This is a genomic window from Duganella sp. Dugasp78 (assembly GCF_059491455.1).
Map to the genome: position 1 here is coordinate 5,046,158 of NZ_CP168506.1, position 18,625 is coordinate 5,064,782.

The window sequence follows — 18,625 nt, forward strand, 5'->3', positions numbered from 1 at the left end:
GATATTTCATGCAACACGCAAACTACCTGCCCGCCACCGAACTGCTGGCGCAATTCCGCACCGGAACGCTGGACCCGGCCGATTACCTGGAAACGTTGATCGAAGCGGCCCATCGCCAGCAAGCCACGGTGAACTGCGCCGCCAGCCTGCACCTGGACGCCGCGCGCGCGATGGCGCTGGAGGCGCGCCGCCGCTATGCGGACGGCACCGCCCGCCCGCTGGAGGGCGTGCCGGTGATCATCAAGGAAGAGACCAGCGTCAAGGGTTGGCCGCGGCCGCTGGCCTCGCTGGTCTACCGCGACAAGATCGCCACCGAGAACCATCCCATCGTCGACAAGCTGCTGGAGGCGGGCGCGATCCCGTACTTCCAGGCCACCAATCCCGAGTTCTGCGTGCTGGGCCACACGTGGAGCAAGTTGTATGGCGTGACCGGCAATCCCTGGGCGCCGGCGTATTCCTGCGGCGGTTCCAGCGGCGGCTCCGGCGCGGCGCTGGCGGCCGGCGTGGCGCCATTGGCCACCGGCAGCGACATGGCCGGCTCGATCCGCCTGCCGGCCTCGCTGTGCGGCGTGTACGGCTACAAGCCGCCCTTCGGCCGCCTGGCCTGCGCGCCAGGCGACGAATACATGACGCAGGCGGTGGAGGGGCCGATGACGCGCACCTTCGACGACCTGGTGCTGATGCAGAACGTGCTGGCCGGTCCGCATCCCAGCTCCTACACCACGCTGCCGTACACGCCGCTGCCGACCGAATACGGCGACCTGCACGGCATGCGCATCGCCTACAGCCCGGCGTTCGGCCATCCGGCGCTGGAGGACGACATCCGCCGCAACTTGATGACGGCGCTGGACGGCTTGCGCAAGCGCGGCGCCGTGGTCGAGGAGGTGGCGCTGAACTGGGACCTGGAGGAGATCAACCGGGTGCTGCTGGAAGGCTTGCGCGCGCTGTTCGTGGACGAGTTCATGCGAGAGATTCCGCACGCCGACCTGCACAAGCTGAACAGCTACACCGCCGAGCTGCACGAAAAGGCCGGCGGTCCGCGCGCCTCGGTCATGCCGAGCGCCGCGCTGGGCCAGCGTCTGCAGCGCGAGATGCAGGACAAGGTCTGGGGCCAGGGCTACACGGCCTTCATCTGCGCCTCGATGCTGACCACCGACCTGGCCGCCGACCAGGACCCGGTGGCCGAGCCGCTGCTCGACATCAACGGCCACCAGGTCGACGCCTACCTGGGCTGGTGTCTGACGCCACCGTTCAACCTGCTCAACCGCTATCCGGTGCTGGCGGCGCCGACCGGCCTGTCCGATCTCGGCGTGCCGACCGGCATGCAGATCGTCGCCAATGCCTACGACGACGAGACCGTGTTCCGGATCGGTGCCAACCATGCGCGGGCCGGCACGTCGCCGCTGTTCAGCGAACGCTTTCCCACCGTGGGCCCGGCAGCTTGAACTGCTGTGGCATAATCGGCGCTGTGCGCCGCCCTTCGAATAGTCACTGAAACGTATGCAAAAAAAAGAATCCCTCGCCCAGGTGGCGCCGGCCAGCGCCAAGGCCGCCGTCAAGCCGGCCGCCAAGCGGCGCGTGCCGCAGCAGGAGCGCGGCCATAAGACGATCGAGGTCATCCTCAAGGCGGCCGGACAGGAAATCGCGCGCGGCGGCCTCGGCAAACTCACCACCAAGCGCATCGCCGAGGCGGCGGGCCTGTCGGTGGGCGGCCTGTACGAATACTTCCCCAACAAGGAGGCGGTGGTCCACGCGCTGGCCAGCCAGTGGCTGCAACAGGTCAAGGAGGCGGTGGCCGCCATTCATCCGTCCAAGACCGGTTGCAACGATCTGATCCGTTACCTCGGCATGGTGTACGCGGCCGTCAAGCCGCTGTACCAGCAGGTGCCGGGAGTGAGCGAGCTGATCACGCTGCTGTCCTCGGTGCCGGCGCTGAAGGCGCTGGAGCATGAGATCGACCTGCAAGTGAAAGTCTTGCTGACCGACGCCATCCAGTTCCTGGTGCCGTATGTCGACAAGGAGCACTGCGGCGTCATGGCGCGCACCATGACCATCCTGGACCACCATCTGCTGATCGAGTCGATCATGCGCGATCCGGCGCATGCAGCGCTGTTCGAGAGCCACCGCCTGATCTGCCATCACGCGCTGGCCAGCCACATGATGCTGCTGAACGAACAGGGGCGCCTGGCCAAGCCGCGCCCTGAAGCGCCGCCCGACGTCACCTAAGGGCACCTCGAAAAACTTCCAATTCGTCATTCCCGCGCATGCGGGAATCCATACTGAGCCTCTGAGTACGCGGCCTATGGGTTCCCGCCTGCGCGGGAACGACGGTATTTCGAGGTTTCCCTAAGTTCTACCGGCTCCCACTCCAGTCCCATCCGTCCACCGGCGTTCGCGCCGGTGGCGTGCGCCTGCGCGTCCGCAGGACCAACCGCATCGAGAGTACATCATGAACACTACATTTTCCAAAGACCTGCTGGCAGGCCAGCCCTATGCCCGCTTCCTCGTCACCGATATCGACGGCGTCAGCCGTGGCAAGCACCTGTCCGGCGAAAAGATCGCCAGCATGCTGGACGGCGGCGGCACCATCGCCAGCGCCGTGTTCGGCTGGGATATCCAGGACCAGCTGTACCAGCAGGTCAGCTTCACCGGTTTCCACACCGGCTTTCCCGACATCGGCCTGGTGCTGGATCCCGCCACCGCGCGCCAGCTGCCGTGGGACGACAACTGCTGGCTGATCCTCGGCGAGCACACCCGCGCCGACGGCACGCCATTGCCGATCTGCCCGCGCCAGGTGCTGAAGCGGGTGCTGGCCAAGGCAGACGCGCTCGGCTATTCCGCCCAGGTGGGCGCCGAGTTCGAATGGTTCGTCCTGGACGAGACCGAGGTGTCGGTACGCGCCAAAGGCTACCGCGACCTGCAGACCGCCACCCACGGCCTGACCAACTACTCGCCGTTCCGCCTCGGCGCCCGGCAAGCGTTTGTGCGCGAACTGTTCACAGGTCTGAACGCCATCGACGTGCCGCTGGAAGCCCTGCACACCGAGGCCGGCCCCGGCAACTTCGAAGCGGCGATCCGCTACGGCGACGCCCTCAAGACCGCCGACCGCGCGGTGCTGTTCAAGGAATCGGTGCGCGAGATCGGCCGCCGCCACGGCCTCCTGAACACCTTCATGGCCAAGTACTCGACCGACTACGCGGGCTGCGGCCAGCACCTGCACCAGAGCTTGTGGCGGGACGGCCGCAACTGCTTCCACGACGAGCGCGGCGAGCACCGCATGAGCGACACCATGCGCCATTTCATCGCCGGCCAGCTGCATTGCCTGCCGCATCTGCTGCCGATGCTGGCGCCGTTCATCAACAGCTACAAACGGCTGGTGGATCACAACCTGGCGCCGGTCAAGCCGACCTGGGCGGTGGACAACCGCAACGCCGCGCTGCGCGTGATCCCCGGCGGCAGCCACAGCATGCGGCTGGAGACCCGCACCGCCGGCGCTGACGCCAATCCCTACCTGGCGATTGCCGCCGCGCTGGCGTCCGGCCTGTACGGCATCGAGCACAAGCTGGCGCTGGAGCTGCCGCCGGTGGCCGGCGCCAATCGCGGCGCCGAGCAGGTCGAGCGATTGCCGCGCACGCTGGCCGAGGCCACCGCCGCGATGGAACGCTCGCCGCTGGCGCGTGAGCTGATGGGCGAGGAATTCGTGCGCCATTTCGTCCAGACCCGGCAGTGGGAAGTGGCCCAGTTCAACCAGAGCGTGACGGACTGGGAACTGCAACGTTACCTGGAGCTGGCATGAGTAGCGAACGCATCCATTCGTACTACAACGCCACCGCCAACAGCACGGCGCGCTACCCCAGGCTGGAGGGCGAGCTGCGGGTCGATGTCGCCGTCATCGGCGGCGGCTTCACTGGCCTGGCCACGGCGCTGGAGCTGGCCGAGCAGGGCAAGCGGGTGGCGCTGGTCGAGGCCCATCGCATCGGCTGGGGCCAGTCCGGCCGCAACGGCGGGCAGGTGACGGGCAGCCTGTCGGGCGACGGCGCCATCCTGCGGCAACTGACGCGCCAGGCCGGGCGCGGGGTGGCTGAGGAATTTATCTGGCACCTGCGCTGGCGCGGACAGGACATCATCCGCGAGCGCATCGCCCGCTACGGCATCGATTGCGACCTCAAGTCCGGCCACCTGCACGCCGCCTACAAGCCGGGTGATATGCACGCCATGCGCGCTACTTATGAGGCGATAGTCCGGCGCGGCAAGGGCGACATGGTGGAGCTGGTCGAGGCGCACGAGCTGGAGCGCTTCCTCGCCACGCCGCTGTACCACGGCGGCATCTACAACCGCAACAACCTGCACCTGCATCCGCTGAACCTGTGCCTGGGCGAGGCGCGGGCGCTGGCCAGCCTGGGCGGCTTGATCTTCGAGCAGTCGCCGGTGCTGGAGATCATCCACGGCGCCACGCCGGCGCTGCGCCTGGAGCGTGGACGCATCGTCGCCGACCAGATCCTGCTGGCGGGTGACGTCAGCCACAAGCTGGAGCGGCGCCGGCTGGGCGGCATGATCTTTCCGGCCGCTGGCGGCATCGTCGCCACCGCGCCGCTGGGGGAGCTGGCGCGCCAGCTCAATCCGCAGGACGTGGCGGTGTACGACAGCCGCTTCGTGTTGGACTACTATCGCACCACGGCCGACGGACGGCTGTTGTTCGGCGGCGGCGCCAACTATTCCGGCAAGGCCTCGCGCGACATCGCGGCCGAACTGCGGCCATGCATAGAGCGTACCTTTCCGCAGTTGCGCGGGGTGGAGATCGACTACCAGTGGAGTTGCGACATGGGCATCGTTTTCAACCGGATTCCGCAGTTGGGCAAGTTGGCGCACAATGTCTGGTATGCGCAGGGCTATTCGGGGCACGGGCTGGCCACCTCGCACATCGTCGGCGAGGTCATGGCCAGTGCCATCGCGGGAACGATGGACCGGTTCGACGTGTTCCAGCGCTTCAGCCATGTGCGGGCGCCGGTCGGCGACTGGCTGGGACGGCAGATGCTGGCACTGGGCATGTGGTACTTCCTGATGCTGGAACGACTACGTTGATCCTTTGCCTATAAGGGAAATTACGTAGCGGAGGAGGGGCCGGCCTCCTGTGTAGAACTGATATAGTGGCTTGTCGCCATTGCAGCGACGACAGACTAATTTCGGAGACACCATGAAAAATACTATCCTATCCGTGTTGTTGGCTACGAGCGCGTTATCGTCCGTGCCTGCGCTGGCTGCGGACGCGGCCGCCGCCGCCGTTGAGATGGTGGACAAGGGCGCGAGCTACCTGCAAAAAAATGGCAAGGACGCCCTGATCAAGGAAGTCAACAGCAAGAATCCCGAGTTCGTCAATGAGCACACCTACCTGACCGTGCGGGCGCTGGATGGCACCCAGCTGGCGCACCCGACCAACCCCAAGCTGGTCGGCAAGAACATGGTGGTGCTGCCCGATGCGGATGGCAAGCTGTTCCGCAAGGAGATCATCGACACGGCCAAGAGCAAGGGCAAGGGCTGGGTCGACTACCGCTACAACAATCCGGCCACCGGCGAGATCGAGAAGAAGTCGACCTACTTCGTCAAGCAGGGCGACATCATCCTCGAAGCCGGCATCTACAAAGGCAAGTAAGCGGGGCCTGGCGTCGTCAGACCCACAGCATCAGCGTGTTGGCCACCGCCTGCATGGCCGGCACGCAGCGCGCGATCGCCTCCTTGCGGCTGCCGTGGGTGGCCGGCATCGAGGTCGACAGCGCGCCCACCATCTGGCCCACGCGATTCTTGACCGGCACCGAGATGCCGCGCAAGCCCATTTCATACTGGTTTTCGGTCGAGCCGAAACCATCTTCCCGTATGGCGACGATCTCGCCGAACAGCTGCTCCTTGTCGGTCACCGTCAGGTGGGTGTAGGCGATCGGCGTGATGCGCTCCAGATAGGCCCTTAGGGCATCATCGCTGAGTGAGGACAACAGCACCCGGCCAGCGGTCGAGGTGTAGGCCGGCAGCCGCATGCCGGGATCAAAGCCCGCAAGCAGGATGCGCGGCGCGTTGACGCGGCTGACATAGACCACGTCGTCGCCGTCGAGCACCGAATAATTGGTCGATTCCTGCAGCTGGTTGGTCAGCCTTTGCAGATACGGCACCACCGCGCGCGGCAGGCGCGCCGAATCCACATACGCATGGCCGATGCTGAGCACGCTGGGGCGCAGCCAGAAGGTGCGGCCGTCGGTGGCCGCCATGCCGACATGGACCAGCGTCAGCAGATAACGCCGCGCGGCCGTGCGGCTCAGGCCCACTTTCTCCCCCAGCTCCGTTGGCGTCAGCCGCACCGACTCATGGTCGAAGGCGCGTATCACCTCCAGTCCCTTGATCAGGCCCTCGATCTGGTCGCGCTTGTCGACCACCACATCCTGCAACGCGCTTTTCTTCATCGCCAGCTCCTTGTTTTGCGCGATTATCGCGCACTTCGCGCGATTAGTGCAATTTCAACCGTTTTTCGGGCTGTTTTTCGGTCCCCGGCTTTTCTACACTGGCCTCATTCAAGCAAACGAGGACCACCATGACGGCACAGGAACACAACCCGGAACCGCACAATCCGCTGGGCATCGACGGCATCGAGTTCGTCGAATATGCGAGCGCGCAGCCGCTGGCGTTCGGCGCGCTGCTGGAGCAGCTGGGCTTCGTGGCCACCGCCCGCCACCGCTCGCGTGAGGTCACGCTGTACCGCCAGGGCGGCATGAACGTGATCGTCAACGCCGACCCGCGCGCACTGCCGCAATCGGGCGCCGATCCGCAGTCGACCGTCATCAGCGCCATCGCGCTGCGGGTGCGCGACGCCGACGCCGCCTACCGCCACGCGCTCGACATGGGCGCCTGGGCGATCCAGACCCGCGCCGGCGTGATGGAGCTGAACATCCCCGGCGTGCACGGCGCCGGCGATTCGATCCTGTACTTCGTCGACCGCTTCCGCGACTTCTCGATCTACGACGTCGACTTCAAGCCCATCCCCAACGCGCCGGTCAATCCGCCGGCGCTGGCGGGCATGCATTTCTTCGGCGTGGTGCAGGCCATCGGCGCCAGCCGCGCGCCGGAGTGGATCGATTTCTACCAGCAGCTGATGGACTTCCGCGTCCTGCCCGAAGGCCGCTACTTCGGAGTGGTGCCGAAAGGGACACTGCTCGAAAGCCCGTGCCACAGCTTCTACCTGCAACTGGTCGAACCGCCCGAAGGTGCGGGCGGCCTGCAATGGGGCGAGCAGCTGATACGGGTCGGCTTCGGCGCGCCGGACGTGCTGGAGGCGGTGCGCGCGCTGCAGCAAAGGGGCATCGTATTCATCGACCGCGCACCGGCGCAGTCCAACGAACGCGGCGCATTGACACAACTGTACAAGGGTGGCGTCAGTTTCGAGCTGGTCGTCAGCCACCTGGAGAAGAACCATGATTGAGATTTCCGGCACTACCCGCATTTTCCCCGTGATCGGCTGGCCGGTCGAACAGGTCAAGGCGCCGGCGCTGTTCAACGCCTATTTCCAACGCCACGGCATCGATGCGCGCGTGGTGCCGCTGAAGGTGCCGCCCGAGTCCTACACGGCCGCCGTGCGGCTGCTGATGTCCTTCCCCAACGTGGGCGGCATCTTCGTCTCCATTCCGCACAAGCCGATGAGCGTGGACGCGGTGGACGTGCCCAGCCCACGCGCCAGGCTGGCCGGCGCCTGCAACGCCATCTACAAGGACGGGCAGGGCCGCATACTGGGTGACCTGATCGACGGCGAAGGCTTCATCCGCGCCTTCGACCGCACCTGCGGCGACGCACCGCTGGACTGGCCGGCGTCGCGCGCGCTAGTGGTTGGCAGCGGCGGCGTCGGTTGCGCGGTGGCCTATGCGCTGGCCGAACGCGGCATCGGCGAGGTGGCCATCTACGATACCCGTGCCGACCAGGCGCAGGCCTTGCAGCAGCGCCTGCGGCTGGCGTTCCCCGCCACGCGGATCGAGATCGCACCGCCGCTTGCCGCCGGCTTCGACCTGGTGATCAATTCGACTCCGCTCGGCATGCATCCCGACGATGCGCTGCCGATCGACCTGCGTGGCGTGTCGCCGCGCTGCATCGTGGCCGATTGCGGCATGAAGATCGAGATGAGCCGTCTGCTGCGCCAGGCGCAGGAACTGGGCTGCCGCATTCAGAAGGGCAAGGAGATGCTGATCGAGCAGGCGCCCCTGTATCTGGAGCTGTTTGGCTGGCCCGGCGTGTCGTCGGATGCCTTCCGCGCATTGGAGGCCCTGTGAACCTCTCCAACTTCGGCATGGACAGCATCACCCTGGCCGGTCCATTGGAAGCGAAGCTGCGCGCCACGCGCGCGGCAGGTTTCAGCCAGATCATGCTGTGGGCGCGCGACTTGGCCGGCCACCCCGGCGGCCTTGATGAAGCGGTGCGGCTGGTGCGCGCCAGCGGCGTGCGCGTGACCGGCATCCAGGTGATGCGCGACTACGAGGGCCTGGATGGCGCACTGCATGAATACAAGCTCGATATCGCCCGCCAGATGCTGCGGGTGTGCCAGGCGGTTGGCTCGCCGCTGCTGATGGTCTGCTCCAGCACTTCCAGCCACGCCAGCGGCGACATGCGGCTGATCGCGCGCCACCTGGCCAAGCTGGCGACGCTGGCGGTGCCGCTGGGCGTGCGGGTGGGGTACGAGGCGCTGTCCTGGGGCCGCCACGTCAACCAGTACGAGCAATCGTGGGAAGCGGTGGAACTGGCCGACCATGCCAATCTGGGCGTGGTGATCGATTCCTTCCACATGCTGGCCAACCAGGCCGGCCTGGAAGGGCTGGAGGACATCCCCAGCCACAAGATCGCGATGGTGCAGCTGTCCGACTACATGTGGCGCGACATCCGAAGCGCCGAGGAGCGGCTGGAGACGGCACGCCATCTGCGCGTGTTCCCCGGCGAGGGCGCGCACTCGGCGGAGCTCACGGATTTGCTGCGCCGGCTGGATCGCGGCGGCTATCGCGGCGACTACAGCTTCGAGGTCTTCAACGACGACTACCTGCAACTGGCGCCGGAGATCGTCGGCCAGCGCGCTCACCGCGCCGCCAAGTGGGTCACCGACCAGGTGCTGCGGCGCAGCCTTGAGGTGCGGCGGCCCACCGCGGCCCACCCGACGATGGCCTGAAACGGAGACCAGACCATGCAGAACGCAAGCCAGACCGTGATGGTATTGAACGGTCCCAATCTGAATTTGCTCGGCCAGCGCGAGCCGGCCGTGTACGGCGCCGCCACGCTGGCCGACGTCGAGCGCCTGTGCGCCGCAGCCTGCGAGCGGCACGGCTACTCGCTCGATTTCCGCCAGTCCAACCACGAGGGTGTGCTGATCGACGCCATCCACGCCGCCGGCGCGGCGCAGGCGCAGGGCACGCTGGCCGGTGTGGTGTTCAACGCCGGCGCCTACACCCACACCTCGGTGGCGCTGCATGACGCCATCAAGGGCGCGTCGGTGCGGGTGATCGAGCTGCACATCTCCAACGTCCATGCGCGCGAGCCGTTCCGTCATCACTCGTGGCTGTCGCCGGTGGCGCATGGCGTGATGGCCGGCTTCGGCGTGCAGGGCTATGCGCTGGCGATCGCCGCGCTGGCACAGGTTTAAAGAACGAAGCTCCCTCGCTTCGCAGCAGTACCGAGGGGAATCCGCAGCAACCATACGATGTGAATAAAACGGAGACACAATGAAGAAGCAAGCAATCGCGCTGGCCTGCATGGCAGCATGGCAGGCCGCCGCCCAGGCGCAGTCCAACGTGGAAATCTACGGCAATTTCGACGAATACGTGGGCTACATCCGCAGCAGCAGCGGCGCCCATATCACGGGCCTGAACGACGGCGCCATCCTGCGCAGCCGCCTCGGTTTTCGCGGCACGGAGGACATCGGCGGCGGCTACAAGGTGAAGTTCACGCTGGAGCAGGGCATCAACGCCGATACCGGCACCGGCGCCGATACCACCCGCCTGTTCGACCGCCAGGCATGGGTCGGCATCGAGGCACCCAGCGGCGAATACCGCATCGGCCGCCAGAACACGGAGATCTTCCTGATCGGCGGCGCCATCGACTATACCGACCGTACCACCTTCGGCTCGCTGTTCAACACCTTCGGGATCCCTTCGCGCTACGACAACGACCTGTCCTACCGCACGCCGCGTCTGGCCGGGGCGCAGCTGGTGCTGCACTACGCGTTGCCGGAAAACGGCGCCGCCACGCGTGGCAACAGCCCGATCTACCAGCTGGCGCTGGACTATCGCAACGGGCCTTATCGCGTCGGTTATGCGGGATTGCAGGCCAGCCCCAACACGGTCACCGCGACGGTGCGGGACAAGGTGGTGTACCACAACGTCTACGCCGACTATCAGTACGGCAGCGGCACGATATATCTGGCGGCGGCGCGCAGCAACAACTCCACGGCCAACGCCAATGGCCTGAATGCCGGCGTGATACTCAATAACGTCAGCAACCCGAACAACTTCTTCGCCGGCACCGACCGCAATGCGGCCCGCTACTACAATTTCTACCAGGTGTCGGCCGACTACGGCATCAGCAGCCGGCTGCGCGTGGGCGCGCTGTATGGCGTGATCAAGGACACCTCCGGCGGCGAGGGCGGTGCGCGCGGCGCCAATGCAGGCGCCTATTACGAGCTGTCCAAACGCACCACGCTGTACGGCTTCGCCAGCGTGATGCAGAACCAGGCCAACGCCGGCTTCCGCTTCAGCGGCTCGGCCGGACCTTCGGCCAACCTGGCAGGCGCCGACATCAACGGCAAACATTTGACCGGCCTGCAGGCCGGCATCCTGCACAAGTTTTAACCCAACTACAATAGCTAACTGGAGGACGACATGACAATAGCAGCGATGAGAGACAAGGCGGGCAAGGAGCCCGCGGCAGCGCCGCCGCCACGCTCGCCGCGCAAGGCAGCCTTTGCCAGCTGGATCGGCAGCGCGGTCGAATACTACGACTTCTTCATCTACGGCACGGCGGCAGCACTGGTGTTCGGAAAAATCTTCTTCCCCGCCTTTGATCCGGCGGCGGCCACGGTGGCGGCTTTCGCCACTTTCGGCGTCGGCTACGTCACGCGGCCGATAGGCGCGGTGCTGCTGGGCCACGTGGGCGACCGCTACGGCCGCAAGCGGGTGCTGACCTTCACCCTGCTGCTGATGGGGATTTCCACTTTCATGGTCGGCCTGCTGCCGACTTACGGCCAGGTCGGCATCGCCGCGCCCATCATGCTGGTGGTGCTGCGCATGCTGCAGGGGATATCGGCCGCCGGCGAACAGGCCGGCGCCAACTCCATGACACTGGAGCATGCGCCGGCGCACCGGCGCGCCTTCTTCACCAGCTTCACGCTGAGCGGCACGCAGGCAGGGCTGATCCTGGCGACGCTGGTGTTCCTGCCGCTGTCGGCGCTGCCGGAAGAGCAGCTGCTGTCGTGGGGCTGGCGCATTCCCTTCTTCCTGAGCGCGATCGTGGTGGCGGTGGGCATATGGGTGCGCCGCACCTTGCCCGAGACGCCGGCCTTCGCCGAGGAGTCCGACCACAAGCCTAGCCGCATGCCGGTGGCGCTGCTGTTCCAGGACCACAAGGCCAATCTGCTGCGGGTGATCTTCGCCGCGCTGGTCTCGGTGGTGAGCACGATCTTCAGCGTGTTCACGCTGTCCTACGCCGTCAACACCATGCACATTCCACGCACCACCATGTTGACGGTGCTGGTGCTGGCCAACGTGGTGGCGCTGGCTGCGATCCCGCTGTTCGCGGCGCTGTCGGACCGCGTTGGCCGCAAGCCGGTGTTCATCTTCGGCGCGTTGGGATCGGCGGCGCTGATCTGGCCTTACATGTGGAGCATCAGCGTCGTCAACCTGCCGCTGGTGTTCACCTTCGGCCTGCTGCTGTCGGGCGTGGTGTACAGCGCCGCCAACGGTGTCTGGCCTTCGCTGTACGGAGAGATGTTCAGCACACGCGTGCGCCTGTCCGGGATGGCGATCGGCACCCAGATCGGCTTTGCGCTGGGCGGCTTCGCACCGACCATCAGCGCGGCGGTGCTGCAGCCGGGGCCGGGCGGCTGGATACCGGTGGCGGCGTTCGTGACGGTGACCAGTTTGATTTCGGCGATCTCTGTGGCGACAGCACGCGAGACCTTCCGCGTGCCGATGCATGAACTGGGGAGTCGTTAGGCAGGAACTGCCGGCGCCCGTAGCGAGGCCATGTCGATCACGAAACGGTATTTGACGTCGCTTTTGAGCAGGCGCTCATAGGCGTCGTTGATGTCCCGCATGGAGATGACTTCGACGTCCGAGGCGATCCCGTGCCGGCCGCAGAAATCCAGCATTTCCTGGGTTGCCGGAATGCCGCCGATCAGCGATCCGGCCACCACCTTGCTGCCCATGACCATCGCCGCCGAATTGAGCGCCGGCTCCAGCGGTCCGAGATACCCGACCAGCACCAGCGTGCCCTTGAACGCCAGCGTAGGGATGTAGGGATTCAGGTCATGCACATACGGCACGGTGTCGATGATCAGGTTGAACCGGCCGGCCACCTCCGCCAGCTGCGCCGGGTCGGACGACAGCACCACATGGTCGGCGCCGAGGCGGCGCGCGTCGGCTTCCTTGCCCGGTGAACGCGTCAGCAAGGTGACTTCGGCGCCCAGCGCCTTGGCCAGCTTGATCGCCATATGTCCCAGCCCGCCGAGACCCATCACGGCAACCCTGGCGCCGGGACCGGCGTGATAGTTCTTCAGTGGCGACCAGGTGGTGATGCCGGCGCACAGCAGCGGTGCCGCGCCCTTCAGATCGAGGCCGTCGGGAATGCGCAGCACATACCCCTGCTTGACGGTGATCTTTTCCGAGTAGCCGCCCTGGGTGGGACTGCCGTCGATGCGGTCGGCGCCGCCGTAGGTGAAGGTCGGGCCTTCCAGGCAATGCTGCTGGTGGCCCTGGCCGCAAGCGGCACACACGCCGCAGGAATCGACCATGCAGCCGACGCCGACCACGTCGCCCACCTTGAAGCGGCTCACCTGGGCGCCGACGGCGGTGACGCGGCCGATGATCTCGTGGCCCGGCACGATGGGGTAGCTGGTCCAGCCCCAGTCGTTGCGGGCGGCGTGCAGGTCGGAGTGGCACACGCCGCAATACAGGATGTCGATGACGACGTCGTCGCGGCGTGGATCGCGGCGGTCGAGGCGATATGGGCGCAGTGGTTCGGTCGCGGAAACGGCTGCGTAGGAAAGTACGTTGACTGGCATGGTTGGTCCTTGAATGATGAATGCAGGGTGGGCACAGCTTAGCCCCTCCCGCGCGACAGCCGATAGCCCGACTGTCGCCAATTCTTGCCTGATCCTCCGGCCGGCCGCACGGCCCCGCCATTTCGCGCTATGCTGGCCGCTGTGAACATACAGCGGGGAGCAAGTGGTGGGGATGGAGGAGACTGGAGAAGGCCGGCAGGCGCTCAAGGCGCTGGCGCGCAGCATTTCCCGCGTTCTGGCCAGGGGCGAGCAGGCAGCCGGTGCCGTTCCCGGCTTGATGCTGTTTCGGCAAGATGCCCCGACCGAGCCGCAGAGCTACATGTACGAGCCCAGTATTTGCCTGGTGGCGCAGGGACGCAAGCGCGTCTTCCTCGGCGAGGATTCGTACGTCTATGACGCCAACAACTACCTGGTCTCTTCGCTGCACATGCCGGGCGTCGTGCACATCCTCGAAGCCAGTCCGCAGGAACCATATCTCGGGCTGGCGCTGAAACTGGACCAGCGCGAGATCGCGCAACTGGTGCTCGATAGCCGACTGCCGCCGGCGCCCGCGCAGGCGCCACGGCGGGGGATGGCCACCGGCCAGACCAATGTGCCGCTGCTGGCGGCGTTCCAGCGGCTGATCGACCTGGCCGGCGAGGAGCGCGATATCCCCATCGTGGCGCCGCTGATCCAGCGCGAGATCCTCTACCGCCTGCTGATCGGAGAGCAGGGCGACCGCCTGCGGCAAATGGTCTCCGCCGGAACCAGGACCCATCAGATCGCGCAGGCGATCGCATGGCTGTCGGAGCATTTCAGGTCGGCCGTCTCCATCGACGAACTGGCGGCGCGCGTGTGTATGAGCTCCTCGACGTTCTACCACCATTTCCGTTCGATGACGGCGGTCAGCCCGCTGCAGTTCCAGAAGCAGCTGCGGCTGCAGGAGGCGCGCCGCCTGATGCTGGAGGAGCGGATGGAGGCGGCCACCGCCGCGTTTGAAGTTGGCTATGAAAGCCCGTCCCAGTTCAACCGCGAATACAACCGCCTGTTCGGCGCGCCGCCGCTGCGGGACATCACCACTTACCGAAAAGCGGCAGGTTGAGACGTCCCGCGATGGGGGAAACTACGTGGCGACCAACACCGCCGGATCCGCGCCCGCATACATCGCCTCGACCAGCGCAGCGCGCCGCTGCAGCACCAGGCGCTGGTTGATCGAGCCCTTGTCGGTCTGCTCGCCGGCCGTCACCGAAGGCGCTTCCTCCAGCAGCAGCATGCGTTCGACGCGCGACGCCGATCCGGTGGCCACCGCGTTCAACTGCCCCAGCAGCTGCTGGAAGTGGCTGCGCACCGGAGCGCTGGACAGGATGGCGGCGGTATCCGCATCGGCGCCCAGCCCGGACAGCAACTGACACTGGTCCAGGCGCGGGAACACCAGCAGGCCGATGCTGTCGCGATCGATGCCGGCCACCACCACGTCCTGGATGTAGGGCGCGCCGGCGCTGATGACACGCGCCCGCAACGGCCCGACGCTGACGAAGGTACCGCTGCTGAGTTTAAAGTCCTCGGCGATGCGGCCGTCGAACATCAAACCCAGCTCCGGACGCGCAGGATCGACGAAGCGTACCGCGTCGCCGCTGCAGTAGTAGCCTTCCTCGTCGAAGGCCTCGGCGGTGGCCTGCGGCGCGCGCCAGTAGCCCGGCATGACATGCGGGCCGCGGAAGCGCGCCTCGTACTTGCCGTCCACCTGCACCAGCTTGACCTCGCAGGCCGGCGCCGGCAGGCCGACATAGCCGGCCATCATCACCGGGCCGGTGGTGAAGGTGCAGGAGGGCGCCGTCTCGGTCATGCCCAGGCCGGCCATGATGCGGATCCGCTGGCCGCAGCGGTTCTCGCTGACGCGCTCCAGCGCATCCCACGCTGCCTGCGACAGGCCCGCGCCGGCAAAGAAGAACAGCTCCATCTGCGAAAAGAAGTGACGGCACAGTTCCGGGTCCTCGTCCAGCGCGGCGGTGAGCAGCTCCCAGCCCTTGGGCACATTGAAGAACACCGTCGGCGCGATCTCCTTCAGGTTGCGCACTGTGATCGCGAAGTCGCGTGCGGTGGGCTTGCCGTCGTCGATGTAGTAGCTGCCGCCGTTGTACAGCGCGATGCCGACGTTATGGCTGCCGCCGAAGGTGTGGCTCCACGGCAGCCAGTCCAGCAGTACCGGCGGCTTGTCGCCGAAGGCCGGGAAGCTTTGCAGCAGCATCTGCTGGTTGGCGCACAACATGCGCTGGGTGGTGATCACCGCCTTCGGCAGCTTGGTCGATCCTGACGTGAACAGGAATTTGGCGATGGTGTGCGGACCGGTGGCGGCGTTGGCCGCATCCACCGTGCGCGGCGCGGCCGCCAGCAACTGCGCCAGCGGCGTGCTGGCGCGGCCGGCATCGCCGTGGTCGACCACGATCTCGACGTCGTCCGGCACCGCCGCCGCCAGCGCCGCAGCGCAGGCGCCGCCGTCGGTGGCGTAGATCATGCCGGGTGTCAGATGGCGCACGAAGTGAGTCAGCTTGGCGTGGTCGGTGCTGGCGCCGGAGGTCGCGGGCGAGACCGGGCAATATGGTATGCCGGCGTACAGCGCGCCCAGCGCCAGTTGCAGGTGCTGCAAATCGTTACCGGACAAGATCATCAGCGGACGTTCGGCCGACAGGCCCCGGTCCAGCAATGCCTGGCCGACGGCGCGCGCCTGTTCCAGCATCTGCCGGTAGCTGATGTGCTGCCAGGCGCCGTCGGCACCGCGGCGCGCGGCCAGCGTGCGCTCGGGATGGCGCTCGGCGCCGCGCACCAGGCAATCGGTGATGCGGTCGGGATAGGCGCCCAGCGCTTCCTCCGACGTCAGGCGCCAGGCGCCTTGGGCGTCGGTTTCGATCCGCACCGGCGCGCCGCCGACGCGCACCGGGCGATAGCGCGACAGGTCCAGCGCGGTGGTGCTGGCGGTGGTGGGGAGCTGCGTCATCGCGTGCTCCTCATCACACCGGATAGTGGCGGTGGCCGCTCTGGATGGTGATCCAGCGCAGATCGGTGAATTCCGCGATGCCGGCCTTGCCGCCGAAGCGCCCGTAGCCGCTGGCCTTGACGCCGCCAAACGGCATCTGCGCTTCATCGGCCACGGTGGAACTGTTGATGTGGCAGATGCCCGATTCGATGCGGTGCGCCAGTGCCAGCGCGCGCGAGACGTCGCGGCTGAAGATGGCGGCGGACAGGCCGTATTCGCTGGCGTTGGCTGCGGCCAGCGCCGGCTCGTCGCCATCGACGCGGATGATGCCGACGATGGGGCCGAAGGACTCTTCCTGGTACACCATCATGGCCGGCGTGATGTGGTCGATGATGGCCGGTTGCAGCACGTTGCCGTCGCGGTCTGCACTGCCGCAGATCAGTTTTGCTCCCTTGGCCTGGGCGTCGGCGATCATGCCGGCCACGCGGCCGGCGGCCGAGGCGTCGACCATGCCGCCCAATACCGCGCCTTCTTCGCCCGGTTTGCCGGCGCGCAGGCCTGCGGTCTTGATGCGCAGTTTTTCGACGAAGGCGTCGGCCACCTTGTTGTCGACGATGATGCGGTCGGTCGACATGCAGATCTGCCCCTGGTTGAAGAAGGAGCCGAATGCGGCAGCCTGCACCGCTTCATCGAGGTCGGCGTCGTCCAGTATCAGCAGCGGATTCTTGCCGCCCAATTCCAGCACCACCGGCTTCAGATGCTGCGCGGCCTGCTGGGCGATGATGCGTCCCACCTTGGTCGAGCCGGTGAAGTTGATCCGCTTGACGGCGGGATTGGCGATCAGGCGCGCCACCACGGCGGCGGCATCCTGCGGCGCGTTGCTGATGACGTTGACCACGCCGGCCGGGAAGCCGGCGTCCTCGAACACCTTGCCGATCAGGCGATGTACGGCGGGGCAGAGCTCCGACGACTTGAGCACCACCGTATTGCCGCAGGCCAGAGGCGTGGCGATGGCGCGCGTGCCCAGGATCACCGGCGCGTTCCACGGGGCGATGCCCAGCACCACGCCGCAGGCCTGGCGCACACCCATCGCCATCAGGCCCGGCACGTCGGAGGGGATCACCTCGCCGGCGATCTGGGTGGTCAGCGAGGCCGCTTCGCGCAGCATGGAGGAGGCCAGCATCACGTTGAAGCCGTACCAACCGGCCGCGCCGCCCGCTTCGGCCACGCCGGCCGCGATGAACTCGGGGGCGCTCGCTTGCAGGCAGTCGGCCGCCTTGAGCAGCAGGCGGCGACGCTCGCCCGGCGCGGTGGCGGACCAGCCGGGGAAGGCGGCATGCGCCGCGGCGACGGCGGCGTCGGCATCATCCAGCGTGGCGGCGGCAGCCACCGAGGCGGTGTCGCCGGTGGCCGGGTTGAGGCGCTGGTAGGTGGCGCCGGTGGATGAGGCCTGGTCCAGGCCTCCGATCAGCAAACGGGCTTCAAGCATGGCATATCTCCTGTGTTATTGGCGTGGTGGGCGTCTTATGCGCGCTTGTAGGTCTGCAGGCCTGGTTTGATGGTCTTATCGTCCAGGAACTGCTTGAGGCCCTGGGCGCGGCCTTTTTCCGGGTCGCGGTAGTTGGACTGGTCGACTTTGGCGTACAGGTAGTCCTCATTCTGCTCCCAGGTCAGTTCGCGGCAGCGCTTGAAGCCGTTCTTGGCGATGCGCAGCACGGTCGGCGACTTGGCCAGCAGCTTTTCCGCCAGTTCGATGGTGGCTTCGCGCAGCTGCGCCAGCGGCACGCTCTTGTTCACCAGGCCCATCGCGGCTGCTTCCTTGCCGGTGAAGGTATCGCCGGTCATGATGTAGTGTAGCGCCTGACGGTGTCCCATGGTGTCGGCGACTGCCTTGCTGACCAGGTTACCGGGAGGGATGCCCCAGTTGATCTCCGACAGGCCGTACACCGCTTCGTCGGCGGAGATGGCCAGGTCGCAGGCGACCAGCGGCGAGAAGGCGCCGCCGAAGCACCAGCCGTTGACCATGGCGATGGTCGGCTTGCTGTACATGCGCAGCAGCTTCCACTGCCACTGCGAGCAGTCGCGGCGCAGCTTCTCCTGGAAGATCTCAGGCTTGCCGTCGTTTTCGCGGAAGTACTCCTTCAGGTCCATGCCGGCGGTCCAGCTGTCGCCGGCGCCGGTCAGCACCAGCACTTCGGCTTCGGCATCCAGTTCCAGGGTTTCCAGCACGTCGATCATTTCGCGGTTCAGCGTCGGGCTCATGGCGTTGCGCTTTTCCGGGCGGTTCAGGGTCACCCAGGCGATGCCGCCGGTGACGTCGACTTTTACGGTGCTCCAGCGGTTGTTGTATTGGCTCATCTCGGTCTCGCTTTATGTTAGGTTAA

The 18,625-nt window shown here is 66.5% G+C and carries 17 protein-coding genes; 12 read left to right on the plus strand and 5 right to left on the minus strand.

What is annotated here, in order from left to right; translation table 11 throughout:
* Window positions 1-8: 8 nt before the first annotated feature.
* From ACEN9O_RS22395 to ACEN9O_RS22415, 5 genes are all read left to right on the plus strand, one after another.
* Window positions 9-1,445: an amidase gene (locus ACEN9O_RS22395; RefSeq protein ID WP_495614009.1), complete on the plus strand. Its 1,437-nt coding sequence runs from the start codon at window positions 9-11 to the stop codon at window positions 1,443-1,445.
* 55 nt (window positions 1,446-1,500) lie between these two features.
* Window positions 1,501-2,226 carry a TetR/AcrR family transcriptional regulator gene (locus tag ACEN9O_RS22400; RefSeq protein ID WP_495614010.1) on the plus strand — a complete coding sequence of 242 codons (726 nt, stop codon included), beginning with the start codon at window positions 1,501-1,503 and terminating at the stop codon, window positions 2,224-2,226.
* A 223-nt stretch (window positions 2,227-2,449) separates the two neighbouring features.
* Complete coding sequence (locus tag ACEN9O_RS22405) at window positions 2,450-3,796, plus strand: glutamine synthetase family protein (protein WP_495614011.1); 1,347 nt, start codon at window positions 2,450-2,452, stop codon at window positions 3,794-3,796.
* Window positions 3,793-5,082 carry an NAD(P)/FAD-dependent oxidoreductase gene (locus ACEN9O_RS22410; protein WP_495614012.1) on the plus strand — a complete coding sequence of 430 codons (1,290 nt, stop codon included), beginning with the start codon at window positions 3,793-3,795 and terminating at the stop codon, window positions 5,080-5,082. Before ACEN9O_RS22405 ends, ACEN9O_RS22410 begins: the two co-directional genes overlap by 4 nt.
* Before the next feature lie 112 nt (window positions 5,083-5,194).
* On the plus strand, window positions 5,195-5,650 hold the full coding sequence (locus tag ACEN9O_RS22415; protein WP_495614013.1) for a cache domain-containing protein: 456 nt from the start codon (window positions 5,195-5,197) through the stop codon (window positions 5,648-5,650).
* Between the two features lie 16 nt (window positions 5,651-5,666).
* On the opposite strand, the gene ACEN9O_RS22420 is transcribed toward ACEN9O_RS22415, so the two are convergent.
* Window positions 5,667-6,449, minus strand: a complete 783-nt coding sequence (locus ACEN9O_RS22420; protein WP_495614014.1) for an IclR family transcriptional regulator domain-containing protein — start codon at window positions 6,447-6,449, stop codon at window positions 5,667-5,669.
* Window positions 6,450-6,577: 128 nt separating this feature from the next.
* Here ACEN9O_RS22420 and ACEN9O_RS22425 point away from each other — a divergent pair, with 128 nt between their 5' ends.
* The 6 genes from ACEN9O_RS22425 to ACEN9O_RS22450 all read left to right on the plus strand — a co-directional run bounded on the left by ACEN9O_RS22425 (window position 6,578) and on the right by ACEN9O_RS22450 (window position 12,221).
* The gene (locus ACEN9O_RS22425) at window positions 6,578-7,462 is read left to right on the plus strand and encodes a 4-hydroxyphenylpyruvate dioxygenase (protein ID WP_495614015.1); all 885 of its coding nucleotides are present in this window, start codon (window positions 6,578-6,580) and stop codon (window positions 7,460-7,462) included.
* Window positions 7,455-8,300 carry a shikimate dehydrogenase family protein gene (locus ACEN9O_RS22430; RefSeq protein ID WP_495614016.1) on the plus strand — a complete coding sequence of 282 codons (846 nt, stop codon included), beginning with the start codon at window positions 7,455-7,457 and terminating at the stop codon, window positions 8,298-8,300. The genes ACEN9O_RS22425 and ACEN9O_RS22430 overlap by 8 nt, the downstream gene beginning before the upstream one ends.
* Window positions 8,297-9,184, plus strand: coding sequence for a sugar phosphate isomerase/epimerase family protein (locus tag ACEN9O_RS22435; RefSeq protein ID WP_495614017.1), 888 nt, complete (start codon window positions 8,297-8,299; stop codon window positions 9,182-9,184). Before ACEN9O_RS22430 ends, ACEN9O_RS22435 begins: the two co-directional genes overlap by 4 nt.
* A 15-nt stretch (window positions 9,185-9,199) precedes the next feature.
* Window positions 9,200-9,655, plus strand: a complete 456-nt coding sequence (gene aroQ, locus ACEN9O_RS22440; protein WP_495614018.1) for a type II 3-dehydroquinate dehydratase — start codon at window positions 9,200-9,202, stop codon at window positions 9,653-9,655.
* A 79-nt stretch (window positions 9,656-9,734) separates the two neighbouring features.
* A complete protein-coding gene (locus ACEN9O_RS22445; protein WP_495614019.1) occupies window positions 9,735-10,859 on the plus strand; it encodes a porin in 1,125 nt (374 codons plus the stop codon).
* A gap of 30 nt (window positions 10,860-10,889) precedes the next feature.
* Window positions 10,890-12,221 (plus strand): MFS transporter, encoded by a 1,332-nt coding sequence (locus ACEN9O_RS22450; protein WP_495614020.1) that lies wholly within the window; start codon window positions 10,890-10,892, stop codon window positions 12,219-12,221.
* Here the strand turns inward: ACEN9O_RS22450 and ACEN9O_RS22455 are convergent.
* On the minus strand, window positions 12,218-13,288 hold the full coding sequence (locus ACEN9O_RS22455) for an NAD(P)-dependent alcohol dehydrogenase (protein WP_495614021.1): 1,071 nt from the start codon (window positions 13,286-13,288) through the stop codon (window positions 12,218-12,220). The two genes, ACEN9O_RS22450 and ACEN9O_RS22455, sit on opposite strands and share 4 nt — an antisense overlap.
* A gap of 172 nt (window positions 13,289-13,460) precedes the next feature.
* Between ACEN9O_RS22455 and ACEN9O_RS22460 the strand changes: the two genes are divergently transcribed.
* Entirely contained in the window at window positions 13,461-14,369 is a 909-nt protein-coding gene (locus ACEN9O_RS22460; protein WP_495614022.1) for an AraC family transcriptional regulator, read from the plus strand.
* A 21-nt stretch (window positions 14,370-14,390) separates the two neighbouring features.
* Here the strand turns inward: ACEN9O_RS22460 and ACEN9O_RS22465 are convergent, their stop codons facing one another.
* The 3 genes from ACEN9O_RS22465 to ACEN9O_RS22475 are packed head-to-tail and all read right to left on the minus strand — an operon-like array spanning window position 14,391 to window position 18,599.
* Complete coding sequence (locus tag ACEN9O_RS22465; protein ID WP_495614023.1) at window positions 14,391-16,262, minus strand: feruloyl-CoA synthase; 1,872 nt, start codon at window positions 16,260-16,262, stop codon at window positions 14,391-14,393.
* A 13-nt stretch (window positions 16,263-16,275) separates the two neighbouring features.
* Window positions 16,276-17,730 (minus strand): aldehyde dehydrogenase, encoded by a 1,455-nt coding sequence (locus ACEN9O_RS22470; RefSeq protein ID WP_495614024.1) that lies wholly within the window; start codon window positions 17,728-17,730, stop codon window positions 16,276-16,278.
* Window positions 17,731-17,765: 35 nt separating this feature from the next.
* Entirely contained in the window at window positions 17,766-18,599 is an 834-nt protein-coding gene (locus ACEN9O_RS22475; RefSeq protein WP_495614025.1) for a p-hydroxycinnamoyl CoA hydratase/lyase, read from the minus strand.
* Window positions 18,600-18,625: the final 26 nt, after the last annotated feature.